Below are 26101 nucleotides of genomic sequence, written 5' to 3'. Positions count from 1 at the left end.
AGAATGGGGCTTCGCAGATTGATGCGCGAAGCCCGGTTTGTTTACTCGGCTGCTGGCTCCAGCTTGTCCTGTGTACGCGTTTCAAAGTCGCCGGCCTCGTGGCGTTCGTGAAGCTGTGTATGCTTTTCGCCAAAGGCACGATTGACCATGCGACCACGTTTCACGGCGGGACGGGCGTCAATCTCCTTGGCCCAGCGCATGACGTTCTTGTAGGATTCGACGTCCAGGAACTCGGCTGCGCTGTACAGGCGCCCAAGAACCAGTTGTCCGTACCAGGGCCAGATCGCGATATCGGCGATAGAGTAATCCTCGCCTGCGATATAGGTTTTCTCGGACAACTCCCGATCCAGAACATCCAGCTGCCGCTTGGTTTCCATGGCAAAGCGGTTGATGGGATATTCCCATTTCTCGGGCGCATAGGCGTAGAAATGGCCAAACCCGCCACCCAGATATGGTGCACTGCCCATTTGCCAGAAAACCCAGTTCATCACCTCTGTCCGTTCTGGCCCGGATTCGGGTAGAAATGCGTTGAACCTTTCAGCCAGGTGAAACAGAATCGAGGCACTTTCGAACACGCGCACTGGTTTTTCACCGGACCGATCCCAAAGGGCAGGGATCTTCGAGTTCGGGTTGGCCTCGACAAAGCCCGAACTAAACTGATCTCCCTCGCCGATGTTGATCAGCCAGGCGTTGTACTCGGCCTCTTCATGGCCTAGCGCCAGAAGCTCTTCCAGCATGACGGTTACTTTTACCCCGTTCGGAGTGGCAAGCGAATAGAGCTGCAGAGGATGGCGCCCAGCAGGCAAATCCTTGTCATGAGTTGCCCCCGCAATCGGGCGGTTGATATTAGCGAATTGTCCGCCGTTTTGGCTGTCCCATGTCCAGACCATCGGGGGCGTATAGGTCGATTGCTCGCTCATTTCTTGCCTTTCTCAGCAAAGTTCGGGTGAATTATCCGTTCGCTTCAACAGCTAATATTGCAAAGGACAAAGTCCAACCCTGCCCGTTGGGAAGATTTTGTAACATTCAGTGCAAAAGACTTCACGTTTTCTCATTCGATGTCACAGCGACGCGAGCGGGACTGCGTTCGATCGAGGAATCACCTATTCTCTGCACAGCCCCGTATTCCGGGCCGATCACCCATCCAATAAAAAAGGACCGCCCTTATGAAACGACTTGCCTGGACCTTAGCTGCGACCTTGGCATTTGCCATGCCTGCCCTTGCAGGTGATCAGTATGTGGACGGCACCGGCTATGCGGTGTCAGGATATGACGTGGTTGCCTATCGCAGTCTGGATCAGGTTGCTGTCGGTCAATCACAGCCCGAAGCCGTCCGCGGAAGGTCAGATATTACGGCCGAATACAACGGCGTTACCTGGGCATTCTCGACCGAAGAGAACCGGGACAAGTTCTTGGAAAACCCTGCTTATTATGCGCCGCAATATGACGGTCACTGCGCCTATGGCGTGTCACGCGGCGGTAAGGTGCCTGCGAACCCGAACCTGTGGCGGATTGTTGATGACAAGCTGTATCTAAACATTACCGATGTGGTTGTCGGGTTTTTTGAAGAAGATATTCCCGGCAATATAAATCTGGCTGAAGGAAACTGGCCGGGCATCGAGGCCGACGGGGCCTCCAGCAGCGTGATCCCGAAGTTTACCTCCGAAGGCCCGGTCGCAAACTGAGATTTCTGCAACGGATGCAAAGCCCGGCATTGATTTGCCGGGCTTTTGTTTGTCATCCGGTCAACCAGTACTCATCCTGCGTTTGCTGGTCGGCGTTGAATCTGATCCGCACGCTGCGGGCGCCCGGAAATTTCTTGGTCGCAAGCGCAACGGGTACGACAACTTCGCCCGTGCCCGCATCTTTGGACTGAAAGCTTAGAATCTCTGTCTTGACGCGCTTGGAGCCAGCAAGAACACTCGTCGGCAATGCGACGCGGTTAGCACCTTCGCAGACAGGTGCGGAAATGAAATAAGTCAGGTTGCGGCCATGCAAGCCGACAGCGTCCGGAATGTGGTCAGCCTCTTGCAGGCGATCCGCATCTTGACTGTCCACTGGGGTGTCCGGGGAGTCCTGCAAGTGCGGCAGCGCCGTATTCAACATTGCACGACAGGCATCAATATCTTGGGTTTCCAGCTGAATAACGCGTTTGCGCAACCGGGGGCGGCGTGGTTTCCCCGCCGCCGAGCCCGCCAGACCTTTCCCGGCCAGCCCCTCGCTGCGCAGCAAATCATAGGCCGCCTTGGCGTTGGCCAAGGCCGCACCGTCTCCGCCATTCTTATCGGGGTGGGCTTCGAATGCGATGTCGCGCCACGCTTCTCGAATGTCATCTGAACTGGCGCTTTGAGCCAGACCAAGTGTGCCGAATGCATTGGCGCGGGCACTAACCTTGTCAAAAGGTTCCATACTAAATTCACTCATAAACAAACTATACGGCCCCACAATGAATGGGCGGCTGCTAAAGTCAAATTTGTAACAGAATTGAACGGTTTACCGCGACAATGAATAAGGCTTCAGTTGGATTGTTCAAGTGGCCCCTGTTAGGCAGGGCAATCCCAACTTGTTCCACAAAAACACCCGGGGTTTTGGCCCCGGGTGCACAGTCTGAAACAAGCGGATATCAAGCGACGTTCTGAAGCTCGGCCTTTGGTGTGACTCCAAGGGCAAAGCACACATCCCGGGTCAGTTCCGGCCGGTTCAGGGTGTAAAAGTGGAGCTTGTCTACTCCGCCCTCGATCAGGTCTGAACAAAGTTCTGTGCACAACGCGGTGGCCAGCAGGTCTTCGCGGTCGTCACGAATGGCCTTCTCAAAGGCATTCTCGATCCAATCCGGAATATGTGTCCCGCATCTGCGGGCAAAGTTGCGCGCCCCTTTCCAGTTTTCGATCGGCAGGATGCCCGGAACGATGGGCTTGTCGATCCTTGCCTTTTCACAGGCATCGCGGAAACGGAAAAAGGTCTCGGCCTCAAAAAAGAACTGTGTCAGGGCTTCGTCGGCCCCAGCGTCCAGCTTGGCCTTTAGCCAGTCGATATCGGCGGAAAAATCCCGTGCTTCGGGGTGTTTGTCTGGATAGGCGCCAACACGGATGCTGAACATCTCGGTTTCTGCCAGTGCTTCGATTAATTCGACCGAGTCCGCGAACCCTTCCGGGTGCGGCGCGAACCGATCCTGACCCTTGGGCGGATCGCCGCGCAAGGCGACGATGTTCTCCACGCCCGCCCGAGCAAAGGTATCTGCGATTTCCAGTGTTTCCTGACGTGACGCATCCACACAAGTCAGATGTGCAGCAACAGGCAGGCCGGAGGACTTGTGCAGTGTGGCCACCGCATCGCGCGTCAGCTCGCGCGTGGTGCCCCCCGCGCCATAGGTGACAGAAACAAAGCGCGGTTCAAGCGGTGCCAGTGTTTGCACCGTATCCCAAAGGCGGAATGAAGCCTCAAGTGTCTGTGGCGGGAAAAATTCAAATGAAACTTCTGGTCTTGTCATCTCGGCCTCACGGGTGAAATCTCTGACCCTTGTGCCAGCTTACGCATTGTGAGACAAACTCATATTATTCAAGAACAACATGAGTTCCGCGCAATGCATATCGAATTCCGCCACCTGCGTACGATCAAGGCGATCCATGAATGTGGCGGGCTTGCCCGTGCCGCAGATCAACTGAACATCACTCAATCCGCGTTGAGCCATCAAATCAAAGGCCTAGAGGATCAAGCCGGGGTCGAATTGTTCTTGCGCCGGTCCAAACCGATGAAACTTTCGGCGGCCGGTTTGCGGCTGTTACGCCTGGCCGAGCAGATCCTGCCGCAGGTCGAGGCAACACAGCAGGAGTTCTCTTCTTTGCGCGACGGGCGCACGGGCCGTATGCATATAGCCATTGAATGCCACGCCTGTTTTGAGTGGCTGTTCCCGGTGCTGGAATCCTTTCGTAAATCCTGGGGCGATGTGGATGTCGATATCCGCCCCGGCCTGGCCTTTGATGCCTTGCCGGCTTTGCAAAAAGAAGAGGTCGATCTGGTCGTTTCCTCGGACCCAGAAGATCTGCCCGGTGTCGAATTCATCGAACTCTTTGACTATGACGCGGTGTTTGTCGCGGCTTCAACACACCCGCTTGCCCAGAAAGAGTTCATTGAGGCCGAGGATTTTCGCGGCCAGACCCTGATTACCTATCCGGTCGAACGCACACGGCTGGATGTGTTCAGCCAGTTGCTGATCCCTGCGCGGGTCGAACCGGCCGCGATCCGGCAGGTTGAGCTGACCGCAGTGATCCTGTTGCTGGTCGCGTCGAACCGGGGGATTTCGGTGCTGCCGGACTGGGTCGTGCGTGAGGTGAAGTATAATTCCGACTATGTTACCCGCCCGCTGACCAAGGCGGGCGTAACACGTCGCCTTTATGCTGCAGTGCGCACCGAGGACCTTGAGAAACCCTTTGTGCAAGAGCTGATCAAGCTGGCCAAAACCGAGGCGCGCAAGCTGCAGGAGCAATAGGCACAAAACGCGGGTCTGCTATGCGTATCATTCCTCTTGGCAAGGGCGCATTGCCCCAGTATACGCGCGGTTTGACCGGACAGGAGCCTTTGGACAATGGTTGGCAGTGCAAACCTCAACATCATGATCAAAGCCGCGCGCAAAGCGGGGCGTTCACTGGTCAAGGATTTTCGTGAAGTCGAGAACCTTCAGGTGTCGATGAAAGGCGCCGGGGATTTTGTGTCCAAGGCAGACATTGCAGCCGAGGCGATCCTGAAAGAGGAACTGCTTGGCGCGCGCCCGACCTATGGCTGGCTGGCCGAAGAGGGCGGCGAGATTGCCGGCGAAGATCCCACCCGCCGCTGGATTGTGGATCCGCTGGATGGCACCACGAATTTTCTGCACGGCCTGCCGCACTGGGCGATCTCGATCGCGTTGGAACATAAAGGCAAAATTGTTGCCGGTGTGATCTATGACGCCGCCAAGGACGAGATGTTCTTTGCAGAAAATGGCGAAGGCGCATGGATGAACGACACCCGTATCCGCGTTTCGGGTCGTCACCGCATGATCGAGTCGATCTTTTCGACCGGGCTGCCTTTTGGCGGACGGTCTGACTTGCCTGCGACCCTGCAGGATCTGGCACGTCTGATGCCAGTCTGCGCCGGTGTACGTCGGTGGGGCGCAGCAGCGCTGGACATGGCTTATGTTGCTGCTGGCCGGTATGAAGGCTTTTGGGAACGCCGTCTGAATGCCTGGGATGTTGCCGCCGGGATCATCATCGTGAAAGAGGCTGGTGGCTTTGTGCAGGCTTTGAACCCGGAAGGTAACGTGCTGGAGGACGGCGAGGTCATCTGTTCCAACGAGCCCATCTTTGATCAGTTTTCCAAGGTCATCCGGGGCTGAGCCAGCAACAGACAGGTCAAGCAAGCGCGCCCGATTGAGGCGCGCTTTTTCGTTTCAGAGGGTCGCGCGCTGGGCTAGATCGGCCTCTTCAGCCAATCGTGCAGCGACTGAGGCGACTGCAAGATCCTGCAACCCGACCCCGGTTCCATCAAACAGAGTGATCTGATCGTCGCTTGTCCGACCGGGGTGGTCGCCATTGATGACGGCGCCGATGGGCGCGATTGCATCCTCGGTCAAGGCGCCAAGGCTGATGGCATGTTGGGCCTCGCCGATTGTCACGGACTGGGCGACCTCGTCGGTAAAGACAGTCGCCGCAGCGACGAGATCCGCGTCAACCTCCTGTTTGCCTTTGGTGTCGGTGCCCATGCAAGCTAGATGCGTGCCGGGCTTGATCCAGTCTTTCATCAAGAGCGGCTCAAAAGCCGAGGTGATGGTGATGATCACATCCGCCTGTGCGCCCAGCTCCTGTTGGCTGACGGCCTCGAATTCCAACCCAACCTCAGTGGCCACAGCTGCAAGGCGGGGCAGCATGTCGGGATGCGGGTTCCAGGCAATGACCTTTTCGAAGTCGCGCTGTTCCGCCGCCGCCCGCAGCTGGAAAGTTGACTGATGTCCGGCCCCGACCATACCAAGTACTCTTGCGTCTTGCCGCGCCAGATGCGCGATCGAAACCGCCGAAGAGGCCGCTGTGCGCACCGCTGTCAGGTAATTGCCCCCGACAAGCGCGGACAATCGCCCGGTATCGGGGTCGAACAGAAACACTGTGGATTGGTGGTTGGTCAGGCCCTTCGCCGCATTGCCCGGCCAGTATCCACCGGATTTGAGGCCCAGCACCTGACCGTCGCGGTCAAATCCCGATTTGAACCCATAGAGTGCGTCGGCATGGCCCAAAGCCTCGCGGATAACGGGAAAGTTCCACGCGCCACCTTTAGCCATCGCACCGAACACAGCTTGTACAGCGTCAAAGGCCTGCTGGCGTCCTACCAGTTTCTCGCACAGATCTTCGCCTACAATCAGCAGGCCGTCGCTTTTCATAACATCCCTCATCTCAAAAGGCTTTCCCGCGGGCCGAGACCGGCCACAGGGCTTCGACTTTGCCGCCCCGTACGCCCACATACCAATCATGGACATTGCAGGTGGGGTCACAGTGGCCCGGCACCAACCGCAGCTTGTCATTGACTTTCAGTACGCCGTCTGGATCCCCGATAACCCCATGCTCGTCCGAGCACTTGAGGTATTCGACATCATCACGCCCGAACACAAATGGCAGGCCGCTATCGACCGACTGCGCCTTGAGACCGGCGTCGCAGATGGCCTTGTCTGCTTTGGCGTGGCTCATGACGCTGGTCAGGATGAACAGCGCATTTTCCCATTCTCCCTGATCAATCCGCTGGCCGTTCTGATCCAGAATCCGCCCATAATCCGCGTCCATGAAGGCGTAAGAGCCGCATTGCAATTCGTTGTAAACGCCCGAGTTACTTTCGAAATAATAGGAACCGGTGCCGCCGCCCGAAACCAGTTCGCACTCGATCCCTTCTGCTTTCAACCCGGCGACAGCGTCTTTGACCATGGCAATGGCAACATCCAGCTTCTCTTTACGGGCCTCATAGGTGTCGAGATGTTGCATCGCACCCTGATAGGCCTGAATGCCGGTGAATTTCAGATTTGGCGCTGCTTGCACAGCTTTGGCAATCTCGATGACCGCCGGTGTCGTGGTTACACCACAGCGCCCTGCGCCGCAGTCGATCTCGATGAACACTTCCAGTTCTGTGCCGTGACGCGAAGCGGCAGCCGACAGGTCGGAGATATTGTCGATATCGTCCACGCAGACAATGATACGCGCGCCGAAATTGGGCAGCCGTGCCAGTCGGTCAATCTTGGCCGGGTCGCGCACCTGGTTGGATACAAGGATGTCCGTAATGCCGCCACGGGCAAATACCTCGGCTTCCGACACTTTCTGACAGCAGACGCCGACCGAACCGCCCATCCGTTCCTGCAGCTTGGCCACATCGACCGATTTGTGCATCTTGCCATGAACACGATGGCGCATCCCATGGGCCTTTGCGAAATCGCCCATCTTTCGGATGTTGCTCTCTAGCGCGTCCAGATCAAGGATCAGGCAAGGCGTCTGTATCTCGCTTTCGTCCATGCCGATCGCGGCAGGGATGTCGAAGCCGACCTCGAGGTCTTCAAAATTTACGGTCTTGTTCATGTTGTTTCTCCTTACCCTTTCAGCCAGGGCAGTTTGTCCAGGTCTACATTGCCACCGGTCACGATGACGCCAATGCGCTTGCCTCGGAAAACCTCTGGGTTCTTCAAAATGGTTGCCAGAGGAACCGCCGAAGACGGCTCCATCACCACGCGCAGGTGCTTCCAGGTCAGTTTCATCGCTTCGATGATTTCCTCTTCCGAGGCGGTAAAAATATCGGTCACGTGGTTGGATACGAAATGCCAGGTGTTTTCTTTCAGGGGCACCAGCAGCCCATCCGCGACTGTCTTGGGGGCGTCATCTGCGATGATATGCCCGGCCTTGAAGGACCGGTAGGCGTCATCCGCCTGTTCCGGTTCCGCTGCATAAATTGCGGTCTCGGGCGCAAGGTTCGAAACCGTCAGACAGGTGCCTGAAATCATGCCGCCACCGCCGATGGGCGCGATAACGGCGTCCATACCACCAGTCTGTTCCAGCAGTTCGGCGGAGCAGGTGGCCTGACCGGTAATCACACGCGGGTCGTTATAGGGGTGAACAAATTCGCCACCGGTTCGGGCCTGAACCTCGGCAAATGTTGCTTCGCGCGAGCTTGTCGAAGGGTCACATTCGGTGATTGTACCGCCATATCGGCGAACTGCGTCCTTCTTGGCCTGCGGGGCTGTGCGCGGCATGACCACGTTGCACGGAATGCCGCGGCGGCCGGCCGCATAAGACAAAGACAAGGCGTGGTTGCCGCTGGAATGCGTGCAGACACCCTTGGGCATCAAATGGTCTGCAAGGCCGAATACAGCGTTGCAGGCCCCACGCACCTTAAAGGCCCCGGCTTCTTGAAAATTTTCGCATTTGAAGAACAGCTGCGCGCCGGTCAGGTCATTCAGGTGGTCCGAAACCATGACCGGAGTTCGGCGGATATGCGGTTTGATCCGATCATGCGCGACACGCATGTCCTCGATCGTCAGATCCGCGGCAGAGGGGTGATCCAACATTGTCATTCTCCTTACGCCGCGGCCTCGGTTCGGTTGCCGGGTGTGGCGCGAAAGTGTTCCTGGGCTGCGGCGACGCCAGAGCCCAACGTGATCGGATAGCTTAGATCGGCCATTGCCATCTCGATCGTACAGAGTCCGGACAGGACCATCGCATCTGTCAGACTGCCCAGATGCCCAATACGGAACGCCTTGCCGTGCAACTGGCCCAAGCCAACACCAAAGGACATCCCGTAGGTGTTAAAGGCATGGTCGGTCAGAATGTTGCTGTCGAACCCTTCGGGCACGTAGATTGCGCTGACCGTGTCCGAGTAAAGGTCTGGCGATTGAGCAACCAGTTCCAGCCCCCAAGCATCGACGGCGCGCCGGACGCCCTCGGCAAGCCGATGATGACGGGCGTAAACATTCGGTAAGCCTTCTTCAAACAGCATCTTCAGGCTTTCACGCAGCCCGTAGATCAGTTGCAGAGGTGGTGTATAGGGAAACCCTCCGGTCGCATTGGCCGCCATCATATCCCGGAAATCGAAAAAGGTCCGGTGCAGCTCTGCGGTTTCCATCGCGTCCAGCGCTTTCTGGCTGACGCAAAGGATGGCCATGCCAGTGGCCAGCATGAATCCCTTCTGCGATCCCGAAACCGCGATGTCGACGCCCCAGCGGTCGAACTCAAACGGTACAGAGGCCAAAGAGCTGACGCAGTCCACCATCAAAAGCGCCGGATGATTGGCAGTATCCATCGCCCGCCTTACAGCCCCGATATCCGAAAGCACCCCTGTCGCCGTTTCATTATGAGTGACCAGAACGGCGCGAATTTCATGCGCTTTGTCCCCAGTCAGAACCGTCTGAAATTGGTCAGCGGGAGCGCCGCTGCCCCAAGGGCAGTCGATGACCTGAACGTCAAGCCCGTGACGTGTGCACAGATCAATCCAGCGGTGGCTGAAAACGCCATAGCGCGCTATCAGGACCTTATCACCGGGGCTGAGCGTGTTGGTGATTGCAGCCTCCCATCCACCTGTGCCGCTGGCGGGAAAGATAACGATCTGGGCCGCAGCGGTATCAAAGACCTTCTTGGTGTCTTCCAGTACGGGTGCAAATGTCTGGACAAAGTCCGGCGCGCGATGATCCTGCGTCTGGACCTGCATGGCCAGGCGCAATCTATCAGGTATGTTGGTCGGGCCGGGAATGAAAACCGGGTTTTGGTTCGACATGGCTTGTTCCTCTGCTTTGGAGATAAGTGTCCGGGAAAAAGCTGCATTACGCAATTTTCTTGAAAAATATTTTCATTTATTGAAGATAAATATTAAGCTACTGATATTTTAAACTTTTCCGTTTTTCATTTTTACGTGCAAGAAATCCGGACGCGAGAAACTCTGGACAGCTGAAAGGAAATGCCTGGGATGGAAACGCAGAAAAGGCCACGCGGCAGACCAAAATCGCTGTTCAAGGAAAGCTCGGCCGGGACCATGCAATCGCTGGATCGGGCGCTGAGCGTTTTGACCACAGTGGCCCGTCTGGAACGCGCAGCACTCAGCGATTTGGCGCGCGAAGTTGATGTGCCCACGGCCACAACACACCGAATTCTGGTGACGCTGCAGAAGCACGGTTTCGTCGCCTTTGATGAAGAGCGTCAAGAATGGATGATCGGGATCGAGACCTATCGCACCGGAGCGTCCTTTCTACGCCGTAATGGTGTTATCGAAATCGGAAGGCCCATTTTACGCCGGCTGATGCAAGATAGCGGCGAGACGGCGAATCTAGCCGTTCCGGACGGGGCCGAAGTGGTGTTTGTGGGGCAGGTCGAAACGGCCAATCCGATCCGGGCCTTTTTTCCACCGGGCGCGCGGACACCGATGTATGCCTCGGGCACCGGTAAGGCGATCTTGGCCGCGTTGAACGAGGCTGCATTGATCAAAGCGCTGGGCACGTTGGACACAAAGGTCTTCACGCCTCAAACACTGGTGCCCGGTGATGCACTGCAAAGCGATCTGGATCAGACCCGGGCCCGCGGGTGGTCGCATGATCGGGAGGAACGATACGAGGGGATGTCATGCATCGGTGCGGCCATCTTCAACGACCGGGGGGAACCCTGTGCGGGCATTTCCGTATCTGGCCCTACCGCCCGGTTCAGCACTGAACGCGCGCCGGAATTGGGCCGATTGGTACAAGCCGCCGCGCAAGAGGTTACCTTGCTCAGCGGTGGGCGCTTACCGGCGCGGGATGCGGGGGATGCGGGATTGTGACAGCTTGTATTCGTGCTCTGGATGGGGCGGATGCCCATGGGTGCGGTTCCAATAGTCACTCGCGCCGCGCCGCAACCAAAGGGGTATGCACAAGAGCAAACCAACAAGGAAGCCCCCGGTATGGGCCCAATAGGCGACGCCGCCCTCGTCGGGGTTGCTGGACAGGCTCCCAATGAACTGCATACCCAGCCACACGCCTAGCATGACAAACGCCGGGATCGAGAAGACACGGAAATAGATCACCAGAACAAGCAGGATGTCCACGCGCGCTTTGGGGAACATCAACAAATAGCCACCCATGACGCCAGCTATTGCGCCAGACGCACCAATCGTAGGGACCAGAGATTGTGGCGCTGTGACGACGTGGATCAGACCGGCCCCGATACCGGCGGCAAGATAGAACAGTAGAAAGGGCAGGTGGCCCATTTCGTCTTCGAGGTTGTCGCCGAAGATCCACAGGAACAGCATGTTTCCTGCCAGATGCATCCAGCCGCCATGCAGGAACATCGAGGTCACGAGGGTCTCAAGCGTATAGCCGTCCGTAATCCGGGCGGGCACCACCGCATAGTCGGTATACAGCTGGGTGATCAGCCGCTGGTTCTCCATGCTTCCCGCATAGCTGAGGAAAATCAGGATATTTGCAGCCATCAACAGATAGATGACATACGGTGTGCGTCCCGAAGGGTTATGGTCACGAATTGGAAACATGGTGCGACGCTGGGCGGTTGGCTGCCCAGCGTCAAGGCCTGTTTAGGCCGCACCCCCCAGCAATGCGGCATTCCCACCCGCAGCAGTGGTGTCGACACAGACATGTCGTTCTCCCAGAACGCGGGTGCGATCTGGCAGGCCGGGGATCAGAGGGATGATTGGGCCTGCACGCCGGGACAGATGACGCTCGATTTCCTGACCGGTTGCGTCGTCGCCCCACCACAATACGCCCGAGAAGCCAGTCAGGTTTTCAAGCCGGTGCAGGTCTAACGCGCCGATAGCAGTGATAGCCCGCCCGCCCAGTGCTTTGACCGCGTTGGCCTGCGCTTGTGCGGCTTCAACTCCGGGGCCCATACACAATAGCGGTGCGCGTGAGAATTCACTCAGGCGGTTCGATTCACCCGTCGGACCGGGCAGCAACCGCGCCTTGATCTCAGCAGATTTTCCTTCTGGCAATGGTAGATCGGTCATATCGGTGGACCATTGCTCGGGACTGACCTGCCGGTCCGGGGCGCAGAAACGGGTCAGGTAGTTCGGCCCGCCCGCCTTTGGGCCGGTCCCCGACAGACCCTCGCCGCCAAAGGGTTGCGATCCAACTATGGCGCCGATCTGGTTGCGATTGACGTAGATGTTTCCGGCATGAACAGCTTCGGTGATGTGCTGAACGCGGTCGTCGATCCGTGTGTGCAGGCCAAAGGTCAGCCCGTATCCTGTGGCGTTGATATCGGCGATGATCTGATCCAACTCCGAGGAATTGAACCGCACTACATGCAGGACGGGGCCAAACACCTCGCGCTCCAACTCGGCAATGCCGGGGATTTCGATAAGGGTTGGGGCGATGAACGTGCCGTCACCAGGGACGGACATCTCTTTCAGGACACGCCCTTCGGACCGTGCCAATGCGATGTGATCAGCGATTCCAAGGCGGGCATCTTCGTCGATCACGGGGCCGCAATCGGTTGAAATCAACCAGGGATCGCCAACCAGCAGCGCGTCCATGGCCCCTGTCAGCATGGTCAGAAGATCATCGGCAATGTCTTCCTGGACATAGAGACAGCGCAGGGCCGAACATCTTTGCCCCGCTGATTGGAACGCGCTTTCGATGATGGACTGAACCGCCTGTTCGGGCAGGGCGGTGCTGTCCACGATCATCGCATTCAAGCCACCAGTTTCCGCGATCAGAGGCGTTCCCGGCCGCAAGTTTCCGGCCATGGCCGCACGGATTTTCAGGGCGGTCCCGGTCGAGCCGGTAAAGGCCACTCCCGACACCCTCGGGTCCGAGGTCAGGGCTGCGCCCACCGATGGACCGCCCGGCAGCAACTGTAGCGCGCTGCGTGGCACTCCGGCCTCGTGCAGCAATTCAACGGCGCGATGCGCGATCAATGGTGTCTGCGGTGCGGGCTTTGCCAACACCGCATTCCCAGTGGCCAAAGCGGCGGATATTTGACCGGTGAAAATGGCCAGCGGAAAGTTCCACGGGCTGATGCAGGTGAACACACCCGCTGGTTCTGCGTCGGGTATATTCGCCGCATAATAGCGCAGGAAATCTACCGCCTCGCGCAGTTCGGCGACTGCATCGGGCAGGGACTTACCAGCCTCACGGGCCAGCAGGGCGAAAAGCTCACCGAAATGGGTCTCGTAAAGGTCGGCGGCGGCATTCAGAACCTGCGAGCGTTGATCTGCCACTACCTGCCAGGGGGTGGCTGCAGTCAAAGCAAGCTCGACATCCTGTGCGCTGGCCGGGGCAACGGCACCGGGGCGATCCCGCGACTGTGCGGGGTTGACGATGGGCTGATCGTCATCGGGCCGCGCATCGCCGGACAACAACGGGGGCGCATACCAGTGATGCGTTCGAAACGCGTCCCGCGCGGCATTGACCCGGTCCAAAGTGGGAATGTGCCGCAGGTCAAACCCCTGCGAATTGGGCCGCTCGGGTTGATACAGTTCGGGTCCGGTTGGGATGGCGCGCGCCGGTTCGCGGAGAGTCAGAAACGGATCGGCCGCAACCTCCTCCGGGGGAACAGTATCATCCACGATTTGGTTCACGAATGAAGAGTTCGCACCATTTTCAAGCAGTCGCCGCACCAGATAGGCCAGCAAGTCACGATGGGCCCCGACAGGCGCATATATGCGGCAGCGTGTCTTGTTTGCGTCCTTAACCAGATGGTGCAGGGTTTCCCCCATCCCGTGCAGCCGCTGGAATTCGAAAGGCTGATCAGTTGCCATCTGCAGAATTGCACTGACCGTATGAGCGTTATGGGTGGCAAACTGCGGATAAATCCGGTCGGTCATGCCCAGCAATTTTCGCGCATTAGCAATATAGGAAACATCGGTCACGGCCTTGCTGGTAAACACCGGAAAACCCTCGACGCCTTCTACCTGAGCGCGCTTGATCTCGGTATCCCAATAGGCGCCTTTGACCAGCCGCACCATCAGTTTGCGGTCATAGCGCTCGGCCATTCCATAGAGCGCGTCCAGAGCGATTCCGGCACGCGGACCATAGGCCTGAACCACAATTCCGAACCCGTCCCATCCTGCCAGCGCAGGTTCAGCCATCACCGCTTCGATGACCTGCAGGGACAGCGACAGGCGGTCGGCCTCTTCGGCGTCGATATTCAGGCCCATGCCAGCGGCTTTGGCCAAAAGGCACAGGGCGCGCAGGCGGGGAACAAGCTCGGCCATCACACGCTGTTCCTGTGCTAACTCATACCGAGGGTGCAGCGCTGACAGCTTTACCGAGATGCCTGGATTGGCGCGAATGTCATCATGGGTGCAGGCCTCTGCAATGGCGGTGATGGCACGGGAATAAGACAAATGATATCGGGCCGCGTCGGCCTCGGTCCGTGCGGCTTCACCCAGCATATCGTAGGAATAGGTATAGCCCTTGGCCTCCATCCCGCTGGCACGTTCCATGGCCGACTGGATGGTCTCGCCCAGCACGAACTGACGACCCATTTCCTTCATCGCGCGCCCGACGGCCGTGCGGATAACCGGTTCACCCAGTCTTTTGATCGCGCCACGCAGGGCACTGACAGGCGAGGGCTTGCCGTCGTCGAGAACTTTACCGGTCAGCATCAGCGCCCAGGTCGAGGCATTCACCAGCGGCGAGGAGGATTGCCCAAGATGCTTGCCCCAGTCGGACGGCGCGATCTTGTCTTCGATGAGAGCATCGATCGTGTCGGCATCCGGCACGCGCAGCAGCGCTTCGGCCAGACACATCAGCGCCACGCCCTCATCGGTGGACAGGCCATATTCGGCCAGAAACACCTCCATCATGCCCGGCGATGTACTGGATCGAATATCACGCACAAGCTGGGCGGCTGCCGCACAGATTTGGGCTCGATCAGTTTCAGACAGCGCGGCATGATCGATAAGATTGTCGAGAACGGCGGTTTGATCAGCGTAGGTTTGGCTGTCGATATGGGTGCTCAGGCTGTGTGACATGAATCCTCCAGGCTTTTGTTGAATATAATGTCGATTTCTCAGGACGATTGCCGTATTTTTTAATTCATCTGGTCGGATGGACTGTATTTAGGGGATAATGCCGTGCAAATGAACTTTCCGGATTTGGATCGGTTTGATCGAGCGATCTTGGCGATTCTCTCAGAGGATGGGCGCATATCAGTTGCCGACCTAGCGCGGCGGATCGGGCTGTCGAAATCCCCAACCCAGGCGCGTCTAAAGCGACTTGAGGCTAGCGGGGTGATCACCGGGTATCGCGCCCTACTGGACCCGATCCGACTGGGGTTGGACCATGTGGCTTTTGTCGAGGTGCGCCTGACCGACACAAGAGAAAAGGCACTGGCCGAGTTTAACGCCGCAGTCCGCAAGGTGCCCGAAATCGAGCAAGCTCATATGATCGCGTCGAATTTCGACTATCTGCTGAAAATCCGCACTGGTTCAATGTCGGAATACCGCGCCGTTTTGGCTGAGAAGATATCCTCGCTTCCGCATGTGGCGAATACCTCGACCTTTGTGGCGATGGAGGCAGTTAAGGAAACCGTTGTTTCAGGCGCTTTGGACAGGGTGGGTTGACGAATTGCGCAAGCGCGTCACCATACGCGTATGAAGCGTTTTGTGTTCCCTCTGCTAGTGTTGGCGGCCCCTCCGGGTGTCGCCTGGTCTGAAGAATGCCCGTCCTCGCCGGATCATACTGAAAGCATCTCGGCCGTAATCGCGCAAATTCAGGATGTTGGAAACGAGGCCGAAGCCCAGACATTTTCCAATCAATTATGGGAGTTGTGGACCGATGCGCCCGACGCTGTTGCGCAGGCCGTGCTGGACCGGGGCATGACCCGCCGCAGTGGCTGGGACCTTCGGGGCGCCATCGAGGAGTTTGACAAGCTCATCGAATACTGCCCGCACTATGCCGAGGGGTACAATCAGCGCGCCTTTGCATATTATCTTAGCCAGGATTTCGCATCTGCGTTGCCGGATCTGGACAAGGCGATCGAGCTGTCTCCGAACCATGTCGCGGCGATCAGCGGGCGCGCCCTGACGCTGCTTGGCTTGCATCGGATAGATGAAGCCCGTGCGGCACTGTCACATGCTTTGGAGCTTAATCCCTGGCTGTCCGAGCGCCACTTGATGGCTCCAGGCGGACCGTTGGAGCCGCCCGGTGAGGATATCTGAGGAATAGACGTCCCCGACCCATAGGACCGGGGACAATCTGGAACAGCTTAACCGACCAGCCCGTTATCGGTGCGCTTGATCGTGATCACCGACGAGCGCGGTGTGCCTCCATCCGGCCATTCGCTGCCGGGATGCTGAATGCCGACAAACATGGTGCGCAGATCGCTGGACCAGGCCAGACCCGTGACCTCACACCCGTTTGGACCGGTCATGAAACGGGCGATTTCGCCTGTGACCGGATCGCCGACCAGCATCTGGTTGTTGCCGTGGCCTGCGAAGTCTTCTTCATTGTCGTCATTGCCGTCGGTCTGGATCCAGACCAGACCGGTCGAGTCGATGGTCATCCCGTCGGGTGAGTTGAACAGGTTGCCCTCGTTCACATTGGCCGACCCGGCGCGGGCGTCAGAATGCACCGTCGGATTGCCGGCCATGACATAGAGATCCCAGACGAACGCATCGGCTGCGTGGTCGTCATTATCCGGTTTCCAGCGAACGATCTGGCCATATCTATTGGCCTCACGCGGGTTGGGTCCATTGGTCGACGTATCGTCACCCCCGGCATTTGGTTTCACGCCGCGGTTCTTGTTGTTGGTCAGGCAGCAATAGGCTTCGACCGCCACCGGGCTGGACGCCACCCATTCAGGGCGATCCATGGTCGTGCCACCCGCCTTGGACGCCGCCAATCGGGTGAAGATCGCAATATCCGCCGCATCCATGCCTGTTGCATCCGGCGTCAGCGGCAGCCAGGTGCCTGTCATGTCGTCATCGAATTTCGCCACATAAAGCGTGCCGTCGTTCAACAGGCTCTGGGTTTCGCCGCCGGGCTGATAGGTGCCGTTCGAGACGAATTTGTACAGATACTCGCCCCGCTCATCATCGCCCATATAGACAACCACGCGGCCATCAGCGGCCAGAGTCACCTCGGCATTCTCATGCTTGAAGCGACCCAGACCAGTGTGTTTGACCGGGGTGCTGTCCGGTTTGGTCGGGTCGATTTCGACGATCCAGCCCACCCGGTGCGGCTCATTGGGGTTTTTGGAGGTATCGAACCGCGGATCGAACAGTTCGTAGCCGTTCCAGCTTTCGGCTTTGACACCATAGCGCTTGAAGCCGTCCGCAACCTTCTGATCGTAGCTGGCGTTTTCGTCGCTGGAGCCGAAATAGCCGTTAAAGTTCTCTTCACAGGTCAGATAGGTGCCCCAGGGCGTCTTGCCTGCACCGCAGTTGTTCATGGTGCCCAGCGAGGTTGTGCCGGCCGGGTCGGCCTCGGTCTTCAGCAGGTCGTGGCCAGCGGCGGGGCCGACGATAGCCATCGGCGTGTTGTGGTGGATGCGCCTGTTGAACGGGCTGTCCTTGACCACCGACCAACCTTCGGGGCCTTCGGTGATTTCCATCACGGTCACGCCTTGCAGGTTCTGCAGTTTGCGCACGTCGTCAGCACTGGCCGGAACACCTTCCTGCGCGGCTGGCAGGTTGATTTTACCGTTCGGGTATTCGTGATTGATCGCAATCAGCTCATGACCCTGGAAGTTAAAGGTCTCCATGCCGTCGGTATTCTCGCCAAAGATGCGGTCCGAGTTCTCGACCGGGCCGCCCTCGGCGAGGTCATAGCCATCGGCATCCGAAAACAGCGGATCGCCCCAGCGCATCAAGATCTTCCACTCAAACCCTTCAGGCACATGGACGGTGCCATCAGTTTGTGCGGCAATCGGGGTGAAAGCGAACCGGGATGCAGCCTGTGCCTGCGCCGAGGTCGAGCCAAGCAGGCCGGTTCCCAACGCAGCCGCGCCAGAGCCGAAGGCCACGACGCCGGACAGAAATCCACGGCGGGAAATGGCGCTTTCGACGACACGGTCAAAGTCGTTTTCTTCGGGGCGGGGGAAATGCAGCTCGTCCCAGTCGTCGGCGGAAAGTGTGGTAGGGTCAACGTCTTTCATGGATTGCTCCTGGCTGTCTGTGAAAAGTCGATGAAACGGATTTAGGGGGCATTTGTGACAGGGTGATAACAGCGCCAATAACGATGGCGCCGGGATACTCAGGAAACAGATTTACTCGGGATGCGTTAGGATACGCCGATTGGACCAGCCCGTCAAAACGGACTGATCACAGCGTGTTTTATTAGTAATTTGCCAGTGAAAAAGCGGTCAGGTAAGGCGCTGACCTTCTGGATTGAACCGATAGGCCCTGTCCGGAGAATAGGCGAGTCGCAATTCCTGCCCTTCGGATATCGCATGCTGGCCAAACAGCCGGGCGGTTATGGCGTGTTCGTTGATCTGCGCGATGACATTTGTGTCTCCGCCCAGCTTCTCAACATGGCTGACGCGTGCAGTGAGCGGGCCGTCATCTGCAAGGAACAGATCCTCGGGCCGAATGCCGATCGTGTTCTGACCGCTTTCGTTGAGCAATCCTTGAGGCAGAAAATTCATTGACGGCGAGCCGAGGAACCCTGCCACGAACTGGTTCGCGGGATTGTTATACAGTTCCATCGGGCTACCGATCTGTTCTACCCGGCCGTCACGCAGAACAACGATCTTGTCGGCCAGGGTCATGGCTTCGGTCTGGTCGTGGGTAACATAGATCATCGACGCATCCAGCGTTCGGTGCAGGTTGGCGATCTCGATTCGCGTATTCATGCGAAGCGCGGCATCCAGATTGGACAGAGGCTCATCAAATAGGAACAGTTTGGGTTCGCGCACGATGGCGCGGCCAATGGCAACCCGCTGACGCTGACCGCCCGACAATTCCGAGGGGAAGCGATCCAGATAGGGCTCGAGGTTCAGCATCCGGCTGGCTTTGGCCACGCGGCCTTCGATTTCCGATTTGGGCTGCTTTTCCTGCTTCAGCGCCAGGGTCATGTTGCCCCGAACGCTGAGATGCGGATAGAGCGCATAGCTTTGGAACACCATCGCGATCCCGCGCTTGGATGGGGGCACCAGATTGACCTGCTGCCCGCCAATGTTGATCTCACCGGACGATGCATCCTCGAGCCCCGCAATCACCCGCAACAGGGTGGATTTGCCACAGCCCGAAGGGCCGACAAAGACGACAAACTCGCCGTCTTCGACTTCAAGCGTGATGTCTTTTAGGACATGCACATTGCCGAAGGATTTATTGATTTTGTTCAGCGTCAGGGCGGTCATGTCGCTTGCTCCTCAAAGGAAACGGGCTGGCCAGTGCGGATGCTTTCATCTGCGGCCAGGCAAATGGCAAGGGATTGGACAGCGTCATTCATATGACGTGTCAGGTCGATATCTTCAGCGATGGCGCGCAGCATATAGGACTGTTCGGCATCACACAGATCCTGATGGCCAGGTTCATCCGGCATATCGATCGTATGGTCGCCTTGCGGTGTGTGGACCAGCAGGCCGCCGACTTTTGTGTGCCCATCAATATCTGCGGATGCGCCTTTGTTGCCGTCCGTGATCGAGACAGAACCGTTGGGCGACACGATATCCTTCACGAAAAACGCGGTTTCAGACATCATCGGCCCCCAGCCGGCCTCATACCAGCCGACCGAGCCGTCATTGAAAACCACCTGAAATTGCCCGTAATTGTACATGTCGGGCGCGATCTCATCGGACAGCCGAAGACCCATTCCGTGGACACGGACGGGCCGGGCATCAGTGATCTGGCACATCACATCGACATAGTGAACGCCGCAATCCACGATGGGCGAGGTGGTCTGCATCAACGCTTTATGCGTCTCCCATTCCGCACCGTTGGATTGCTGGTTCAGGTTCAGGCGGAATACATAAGGCCCACCCAGGTTGCGGGCCTCGGCAATCAGCCGCACCCACGAGGGGTGGTGGCGCAGGATGTAGCCAACAACCAGCTTGCGGTTCAGTCGGATGGCGGTTTCGACCACGCGCCGCGCATCAGCGACATTGGTGGCCAGCGGTTTCTCTACAAAGACATGCGCCCCGGCTTCCATCGCCGCACAGGCATAATCCGCATGGCTGTCGGAATAGGTGGCGATCACGACCAGATCCGGGTTTGTTTCGGCCAGCGCGGTTTCGAAATCCGAATAGGCAGGATAATCCGCCAGATAGGGGTGATCCACGCGCCCGGATCGGTTCACCAGCCCAGCAATTTGCACGTCAGGGTGATGGTGATGGGCCAGCGCGTGGCTGAACCCCATATTGCCAAGACCTGCGATCAGAACACGTGTCATTTGACAGCCCCTGACGTGATGCCGCGGATCAGCTGGCGCGAGAATATGACATAGAGAACCAGGACCGGCAGGATTGCCATCGACAAGGCTGACAGGACCGCGTTCCAGTCGGTGACAAATTGACCGATAAAGACCTGGCTGCCCAGCGTCAGGGTCTTGGTCTCTTCGGCGGGGGCCAGGATCAGCGGGAACCAAAGGTCGTTCCAGATCGGGATCATGTTGAACACCGCCACCGTCGCCATGGCGGGCCGCACCAGTGGCAGCACCAGGCGGAAGAAGATCGTATATTCCGACAGCCCGTCGATGCGCCCGGCGTTTTTCAGATCGTCACTGACCTGCCGCATGAATTCGGAAAGGATGAACACAGCCAGCGGCAAACCCTGTGCCGTATAGACCAGGATCAGCGCCCAAAGTGAGTTCACCAACCCGGTCGCCACCATCATCTCAAGGATTGCGACAGTGCCTATGCGGATCGGAATCATGATCCCCAGTGCCAGATACAGGCCCATCAGCAGGTTGCCTTTGAACTGGTACTCGGACAGCGCATAGGCCGCCATGGCACCGAACAGCAGGATAAAGAACAACGACGCCACGGTGACGATCATCGAGTTCTGAAAGTAGAGGAGGAAATCCCCCTGCTTCATCACCGTCTCATAGCCGATCAGCGAAAAACTGTCTGCGTTGGGCAGGGCCAGCGGTTCGCGAAAGATCGACCGGCGGGTTTTGAAGCTGTTGATCAGGATCACAAAGACCGGGAACAGAGCGATCAGTGTATACAGGATCAGCCCAGCGTGCATCGCTACGGTGTTGAGGGGGTTATGGCGTGCTTTGTTCATCCGTTTGCCCTCACAGTTGATACCGGCGCATCCGGGTCTGGATGCCAAACAGATAGATACAGACGCCCACCAGGATGATTGCGAACATGGCCCCGGCGATAGCCGATCCCATATGCGGGTCGCCTAGTTGCAACTGGAAGCCGAAGAATGTGCGATACATGAAAGTACCTAGAATATCGGTTGAGAAATCCGGCCCCGCCAGCGCGCCTTGTGAGGCATAGATCAGGTCGAATGCGTTGAAATTTCCCACAAAGGTCAGGATCGAGATGATCCCGATCGAGGGCAGGATCAGCGGTAGTTTGATCTTCCAGAAGGCCGAGGCCCCGGTGATGCCGTCGATCTCTCCGGCCTCAAGGATTTCTTCGGGGATGGTCAGCAGGGCGGCATAGATCAGCATCATCGGGATGCCTACGAACTGCCAGACCGAGATCAGCGCCAGCGTGGTCAGTGCGTATTCCTCTTTGCCCAACCACGGTGCAAAGAGGGACTTCAGCCCAACCGCATCCAGCATCGAAGGTGCGATGCCCCAGATCGGCGACAGGATCAGTTTCCAGGCAAAGCCCACGATCACAAAGCTGAGGATCGTAGGAATAAAGATCGCCGAGCGATACAGGGCGGCAAACCGTAGGCGGGGGTGGCTGAGAAGGGCGGCCAGCGCGATGCCGATCGGGTTCTGAACCAACATATGGATCAGGAAGAACCAAAAATTATTACCCAGAGCATTCCAGAACTGATCCGACCAGTTGGGATCGAAAAACAGCGTCCGGAAATTCTGCAATCCGACAAACACGCGAGCCTGATCAACCTCTGTATACAGTGCAAGGCGCAGTGTGTTGAACAGCGGGAAAATCATCACAGCGGTATAGACGAGTACGGCAGGTGCCAGAAATACAACGATATGCCAGCGGATGCGGGGGCGGGTCATGGGATTGCTTTCAAAGGGGTGTCGGAGTTACCCGGGCGGTCGGCACCGCCCGGGTATGGATCAGCTTACTGATGCGGAGCGTACCAGGAGGCCAGGCCTTCCTGCAGTTCGGCACCCAGTTCCTCGGGGGATTTTGCGCCTTTGATGGCGGCAACCGAAGCGCCCCAGGTATCGTTTTCAAGGTTCGGTGTGCCACGCGACAGGATTTGATAGGTCGAGCGGATGGTCGATTCACACTCTTCGCGCCAGCCTACGATTTCCTTGGCCAGCGGATCCTGCAGCTCGACCGGAGTGTTCGAGAGCGGGAAGAAGCCAGGCAGGGCGTTGCCGAAGATTTCGGCGAATTCCGGGCTTGCGACCCAGGCCAGGAACGTCTCGGCAGCTTCGGGATTCGCGGTGGCCGCATTCATACCAATGCCAATGTCGGTGTGGTCCGAGATATAGCACGTATCGCCCGCATTCTGGACTGGGGGCTTAAAGGCGCCCATTTCGAAATCGGCCTGCGCATTGAAGCCCGAAATTTCCCAGGATCCCGCAGGGTAGACGGCTGCGCGGCCCAAGGTAAAGATGTTCTGGCTGTCGGGATAGGTCTGCGCCTCATATCCATCACCCAGATAAGCGCCCCAACGGGCCAGGGTGGCATAGGGGGCGGTCCAGGCTTCATCGGTCAGCTTTTGCTCGCCCGCGATCAGCGCCTGGCGGCCCTCTTCGCCTTTCCAATAGTTCGGGCCGATGTTGTTATAACCCATAGTGGCGGCTTCCCACTGGTCGTTGGTGCCCATCGCCATCGGGATATAAGTGCCGTCTTCCTTGATCTTGTCGAGGGCGGCAAAGAACTCGTCCTCGGTTGTGGGAACTTCGATGCCCAGTTCGGCAAACGCGTCCTTGTTGTAGATGAACCCGTGGATCACCGATGCCATGGGAACGCAGAAGCTGGCCGAGCCGTCATCCGTCTGCCAGGCCGATTTGGCCACATCCGAGAAGTTGCCCATCGCTTCGACACCCGACAGGTCGCTCAGGTGGCCGGCCTCATAGAGGGCCAGTGATGCATCGAAAGGACGGCAGGTGATCAGATCGCCAGCCGAGCCCGCATCCAGTTTCGAGTTCAGGACAGCGTTGTATTCTGCCGGGGCCGAGGGTGTGAATTGCACTTTGATGCCGGGGTGTTTGGCCTCAAACGCAGGGATGATCTGGTCCTGCCATAGCGTCAGGTCGTCATTTCGCCAGCTTTCGATGGTCAGGGTCACATCTTCCGCATAGGCAGCCGACGCCATCAGCGTCGTGCCCAGCAGAGCAAGTTTCAAGCTATTCTTGGTCATCCATATTCTCCCGATTGATGGTTATTATTCTATGGCCAGTGCGGCCGTTAGGATTCCGTCTGATGTTCGTAGGCGTTCGGTGGCTTCGGATGCCGAAACACCTTTTGCGGCGACAAGCACGGCGGGCTTCACATCACCGCGCGTTGCTTCCAGTGCGCGCTTTGCAGCGCCTGTGTCCACCTCGGCAATGCGGGTGACGATTCCGGCCGCGCGGGCGCGCAGTTTGTCATTGTCGGCGCGCAGGTTGACCATCATGCCGCCATGTACGTGGCCAAGGTCAAGCGCCATCAGCGACGACAGCATATTCAAGGCGATCTTTTGTGCCGTTCCCGCGCCCATCCGAGTTGATCCAGAGATCAATTCGGGCGGTGTGGCAAGCAGGATCGGGATGTTGGCCTGTATCAGCAGGGGGCTGTTGGCGTTATTGGCGATGCCGATCAAGGTCGCGCCTTTTGCACGGGCGATGCCTGCGGCTGTCATCGTGTAGGGGGTCGACCCGCTTGCGGATACGGCGATCACCGTGTCCTGGGCTGACAAACTGTTCAGCGCTTCACGCAGGTCACCGTCGGCGTCTTCGGAATCACCCGGCATCTCGACACCCGTCGGAAGACCACCAGCCATATGGATTCGCAACTGGTCTGGCGTGATCGAGAATGTTCCGCCCAGCTCTTGCGCGTCAGCCGCCGCCATCAAACCGGACGAGCCTGCCGCAACATAGTGCAACATGCCGCCCGACCGGAGCGTCCTGGCCATCGCAGCGGCGCCCAATGCAATAGCCTGTGTGGCCGAGCGCACCGCCGCTGCCGCAGCGATCTGCCCCTCGGCCAGCAACAGCGCCGACCCTGTCAGGTCTTCGCGGCTCAGGCTGGCGGCGTCGCGGTGCAGTTGTTCGGTTGACGGCAGCGTCAAGAGAATCCCCTCCCAGGTTTCCCGATTACAATACCTATTTAATACCACCTGTCCAACATTTTCTTTTCGGTATTATTTGGGTGCTGATTTTAAAGGAAAAATCGAGATATTGGCGAAAATAGCATAAAACGAGGCTTTTCTAATCGAAATAGGTATTGTATTGGTATTGTCATGACTGAGTCCCTGAATAATGCTGTGCTGGCCATTGATGGCGGTGGAACGCGCTGTCGTGTGGCCTGTGAAGTTGCTGGAATCGCTCACAGCGTTGAAGTTGGCGCTGCAAACGTCTCGACTGATTTTCAGGCTGGCGTTTCACAGATAAAGCTGGGGTTAGACCGGCTGTCTGGCAAGCTTGGCATCGGGGTTGAGGGCTTGTTGGCAAGTCCTGCCTTTGTTGGTTTGGCTGGGGTCACGGATCAGGCGATCGCAACTCGTTTGAGGGATGCGCTTGGTCTAAAGCACGCCCGGATAGAGGATGATCGTCCCGCAGCCTTGCGCGGGGCGCTGGGTGCGCAGGACGGGCTGATTGCCCATTGTGGTACAGGCTCATTTCTGGCCAGACAAACTGGTAGAGACATGCGCTTTGCCGGTGGCTGGGGCTCGGTCTTGGGGGATGAAGCCTCGGCCCAGTGGGTTGGAAGGATGGCATTGTCCTTGGCATTGCGTGCGTTTGATGGAACGCAGGCCCGTTCGGACCTTTTGACCACTTTGCTGTCCGAGCATGACGGACCTGCCGGGATCGTTCGCTTTGCGGGGGCTGCAGACCCTGCGCAGTTTGGTGCGATTGCACCAAAAGTGACCATGGCTGCCCAAGATGACGACGTGGTTGCGCAACAAATCATGCGGGCAGGTGCTGCCTATCTGGCGGATACCGCCACGCATTTGGGGTGGAACCCGGGAACCGCGCTGTGCCTGACGGGCGGTATTGGTGGTCAATACGCGTCGTATCTGCCCGAAAACATGCAATCCGACCTGCGCGCGCCGTTAGGAGAACCGCTCGACGGGGCGCTCGCCTTGGCAAAGGAGGTCGAACATGAGCATTGCTGATTTTCTGCGTTCGGATTCCTGGCTGACCGCTGATAATGGGCCGAGATATGTCCAACTGCGGCGAAGGCTGCAGGAGGGCATTGATATGGGTGTTCTGCCCCCCAAATCGTCGCTTCCTTCCGAGAGAGAACTTGTCGAGATCACGGACCTTTCGCGCGTCACCGTGCGAAAGGCGATTCAAGAGCTTGTCCAGGAGGGCGTGATCGAACAGCGTCAGGGCTCGGGCTCGTTCATCCGCGAGCGCATGCCACGGGTCGAACAATCGCTGACGCATCTGACATCCTTCACCGAAGACATGTCCAGCCGTGGAATGAAAACCGCGTCGAAATGGCTGGAGCGGGGGGTCTTTGCGCCGACCCAAGAAGAGATTGCCGCCTTGAGCTTGTCCGAGGGTGAGCAAATCTCTCGTATCTACCGATTGCGCGAAGCCGATGGCCGCCCGCTGGCGCTGGAAAAAGCGGCGTTGCCTTTGGATATCTTGCCCAACCCGATCGAAGTGACCACCTCTCTGTACGAGGTCTTGGATCGGCTGGGCCGCCGTCCTGTTCGGGCGGTTCAGAAGATCTCGGCCCTGAATTTGGCCGCGCGTGAGGCTGAACTGCTTGATGTTCCCGAGGGAGCCGCTGGGCTGAATATTGAACGTGTTTCTTTTCTCAGAAACGGACGCGTCGCCGAACTGACACGCTCGCTTTATCGCGGCGATGCGTATGATTTTGTTGCTGAATTGCGGTTGTAACCGGAAAGGACGGAACTA

General features: G+C 58.0%; 24 protein-coding genes. 8 read left to right on the top strand and 16 right to left on the bottom strand.

The annotated features are described in order from the left end of the window. Window positions 1-41: 41 nt before the first annotated feature. Window positions 42-920 (bottom strand): glutathione-dependent disulfide-bond oxidoreductase, encoded by an 879-nt coding sequence (gene yghU / locus AC2FHX_RS11310; protein ID WP_271949300.1) that lies wholly within the window; start codon window positions 918-920, stop codon window positions 42-44. Between the two features lie 246 nt (window positions 921-1166). Between yghU and AC2FHX_RS11305 the strand changes: the two genes are divergently transcribed. After that, window positions 1167-1685 carry a YHS domain-containing (seleno)protein gene (locus tag AC2FHX_RS11305; protein WP_496689615.1) on the top strand — a complete coding sequence of 173 codons (519 nt, stop codon included), beginning with the start codon at window positions 1167-1169 and terminating at the stop codon, window positions 1683-1685. Window positions 1686-1737: 52 nt separating this feature from the next. Here AC2FHX_RS11305 and AC2FHX_RS11300 read toward each other — a convergent pair whose 3' ends face one another. Both AC2FHX_RS11300 and metF read right to left on the bottom strand, forming a co-directional pair. Further along, a complete protein-coding gene (locus AC2FHX_RS11300; protein WP_496701534.1) occupies window positions 1738-2409 on the bottom strand; it encodes a J domain-containing protein in 672 nt (223 codons plus the stop codon). A 214-nt stretch (window positions 2410-2623) separates the two neighbouring features. Further along, window positions 2624-3490, bottom strand: coding sequence for a methylenetetrahydrofolate reductase [NAD(P)H] (gene metF / locus AC2FHX_RS11295; RefSeq protein WP_496701536.1), 867 nt, complete (start codon window positions 3488-3490; stop codon window positions 2624-2626). Window positions 3491-3583: 93 nt separating this feature from the next. Between metF and AC2FHX_RS11290 the strand changes: the two genes are divergently transcribed. Both AC2FHX_RS11290 and AC2FHX_RS11285 read left to right on the top strand, forming a co-directional pair. After that, entirely contained in the window at window positions 3584-4489 is a 906-nt protein-coding gene (locus AC2FHX_RS11290; RefSeq protein WP_496701538.1) for a LysR family transcriptional regulator, read from the top strand. A gap of 96 nt (window positions 4490-4585) precedes the next feature. Continuing rightward, a complete protein-coding gene (locus tag AC2FHX_RS11285; protein ID WP_142636646.1) occupies window positions 4586-5371 on the top strand; it encodes an inositol monophosphatase family protein in 786 nt (261 codons plus the stop codon). Window positions 5372-5425: 54 nt separating this feature from the next. On the opposite strand, the gene bhcD is transcribed toward AC2FHX_RS11285, so the two are convergent. The 4 genes from bhcD to bhcA are packed head-to-tail and all read right to left on the bottom strand — an operon-like array spanning window position 5426 to window position 9768. Beyond that, complete coding sequence (gene bhcD, locus AC2FHX_RS11280; RefSeq protein WP_496690987.1) at window positions 5426-6406, bottom strand: iminosuccinate reductase BhcD; 981 nt, start codon at window positions 6404-6406, stop codon at window positions 5426-5428. 13 nt (window positions 6407-6419) lie between these two features. Continuing rightward, window positions 6420-7583 carry a 3-hydroxy-D-aspartate aldolase BhcC gene (bhcC, locus tag AC2FHX_RS11275; RefSeq protein ID WP_496701541.1) on the bottom strand — a complete coding sequence of 388 codons (1164 nt, stop codon included), beginning with the start codon at window positions 7581-7583 and terminating at the stop codon, window positions 6420-6422. A gap of 11 nt (window positions 7584-7594) precedes the next feature. Next, complete coding sequence (gene bhcB, locus AC2FHX_RS11270; RefSeq protein WP_496694737.1) at window positions 7595-8566, bottom strand: beta-hydroxyaspartate dehydratase BhcB; 972 nt, start codon at window positions 8564-8566, stop codon at window positions 7595-7597. An 11-nt stretch (window positions 8567-8577) separates the two neighbouring features. Next, a complete protein-coding gene (gene bhcA / locus AC2FHX_RS11265) occupies window positions 8578-9768 on the bottom strand; it encodes an L-aspartate--glyoxylate aminotransferase BhcA (RefSeq protein WP_496701543.1) in 1191 nt (396 codons plus the stop codon). 189 nt (window positions 9769-9957) lie between these two features. Between bhcA and AC2FHX_RS11260 the strand changes: the two genes are divergently transcribed. After that, complete coding sequence (locus tag AC2FHX_RS11260) at window positions 9958-10800, top strand: IclR family transcriptional regulator (protein ID WP_496693860.1); 843 nt, start codon at window positions 9958-9960, stop codon at window positions 10798-10800. Here AC2FHX_RS11260 and AC2FHX_RS11255 read toward each other — a convergent pair. After that, window positions 10765-11508, bottom strand: coding sequence for a rhomboid family intramembrane serine protease (locus AC2FHX_RS11255; protein ID WP_281972692.1), 744 nt, complete (start codon window positions 11506-11508; stop codon window positions 10765-10767). The genes AC2FHX_RS11260 and AC2FHX_RS11255 overlap by 36 nt on opposite strands. A gap of 42 nt (window positions 11509-11550) precedes the next feature. After that, window positions 11551-14952 (bottom strand): bifunctional proline dehydrogenase/L-glutamate gamma-semialdehyde dehydrogenase PutA, encoded by a 3402-nt coding sequence (putA, locus tag AC2FHX_RS11250; RefSeq protein ID WP_496701544.1) that lies wholly within the window; start codon window positions 14950-14952, stop codon window positions 11551-11553. A gap of 108 nt (window positions 14953-15060) precedes the next feature. On the opposite strand from putA, the gene AC2FHX_RS11245 reads away from it, so the two are divergent. Then, entirely contained in the window at window positions 15061-15543 is a 483-nt protein-coding gene (locus tag AC2FHX_RS11245; RefSeq protein WP_425595921.1) for an Lrp/AsnC family transcriptional regulator, read from the top strand. Window positions 15544-15573: 30 nt separating this feature from the next. Further along, window positions 15574-16140 (top strand): tetratricopeptide repeat protein, encoded by a 567-nt coding sequence (locus AC2FHX_RS11240; RefSeq protein ID WP_496701545.1) that lies wholly within the window; start codon window positions 15574-15576, stop codon window positions 16138-16140. A 47-nt stretch (window positions 16141-16187) separates the two neighbouring features. Here the strand turns inward: AC2FHX_RS11240 and AC2FHX_RS11235 are convergent, their stop codons facing one another. From AC2FHX_RS11235 to AC2FHX_RS11205, 7 genes are all read right to left on the bottom strand, one after another. After that, window positions 16188-18077 carry a PhoX family protein gene (locus AC2FHX_RS11235; protein ID WP_496701546.1) on the bottom strand — a complete coding sequence of 630 codons (1890 nt, stop codon included), beginning with the start codon at window positions 18075-18077 and terminating at the stop codon, window positions 16188-16190. 207 nt (window positions 18078-18284) lie between these two features. Continuing rightward, window positions 18285-19280 carry an ABC transporter ATP-binding protein gene (locus AC2FHX_RS11230; RefSeq protein WP_496701547.1) on the bottom strand — a complete coding sequence of 332 codons (996 nt, stop codon included), beginning with the start codon at window positions 19278-19280 and terminating at the stop codon, window positions 18285-18287. Further along, entirely contained in the window at window positions 19277-20311 is a 1035-nt protein-coding gene (locus tag AC2FHX_RS11225) for a Gfo/Idh/MocA family protein (RefSeq protein ID WP_496701548.1), read from the bottom strand. The genes AC2FHX_RS11230 and AC2FHX_RS11225 overlap by 4 nt, the downstream gene beginning before the upstream one ends. Then, window positions 20308-21147 carry a carbohydrate ABC transporter permease gene (locus AC2FHX_RS11220; RefSeq protein ID WP_496701549.1) on the bottom strand — a complete coding sequence of 280 codons (840 nt, stop codon included), beginning with the start codon at window positions 21145-21147 and terminating at the stop codon, window positions 20308-20310. Before AC2FHX_RS11220 ends, AC2FHX_RS11225 begins: the two co-directional genes overlap by 4 nt. 10 nt (window positions 21148-21157) lie before the next feature. Next, the gene (locus AC2FHX_RS11215; protein ID WP_142636674.1) at window positions 21158-22072 is read right to left on the bottom strand and encodes a carbohydrate ABC transporter permease; all 915 of its coding nucleotides are present in this window, start codon (window positions 22070-22072) and stop codon (window positions 21158-21160) included. Window positions 22073-22137: 65 nt separating this feature from the next. After that, the gene (locus AC2FHX_RS11210; RefSeq protein WP_142636676.1) at window positions 22138-23391 is read right to left on the bottom strand and encodes an ABC transporter substrate-binding protein; all 1254 of its coding nucleotides are present in this window, start codon (window positions 23389-23391) and stop codon (window positions 22138-22140) included. A gap of 24 nt (window positions 23392-23415) precedes the next feature. Further along, window positions 23416-24300 carry an N-acetylmuramic acid 6-phosphate etherase gene (locus AC2FHX_RS11205; protein ID WP_142636678.1) on the bottom strand — a complete coding sequence of 295 codons (885 nt, stop codon included), beginning with the start codon at window positions 24298-24300 and terminating at the stop codon, window positions 23416-23418. Window positions 24301-24471: 171 nt separating this feature from the next. On the opposite strand from AC2FHX_RS11205, the gene AC2FHX_RS11200 reads away from it, so the two are divergent. Beyond that, window positions 24472-25347 carry a glucosamine kinase nucleotide-binding domain-containing protein gene (locus AC2FHX_RS11200; protein ID WP_281972697.1) on the top strand — a complete coding sequence of 292 codons (876 nt, stop codon included), beginning with the start codon at window positions 24472-24474 and terminating at the stop codon, window positions 25345-25347. Beyond that, window positions 25334-26083 carry a GntR family transcriptional regulator gene (locus AC2FHX_RS11195; protein ID WP_496701552.1) on the top strand — a complete coding sequence of 250 codons (750 nt, stop codon included), beginning with the start codon at window positions 25334-25336 and terminating at the stop codon, window positions 26081-26083. The genes AC2FHX_RS11200 and AC2FHX_RS11195 overlap by 14 nt, the downstream gene beginning before the upstream one ends. Window positions 26084-26101: the final 18 nt, after the last annotated feature.

Source organism: Ruegeria sp. CDSC042 (assembly GCF_059610745.1).
This window is presented reverse-complemented; position numbering and strand designations above follow the sequence as displayed.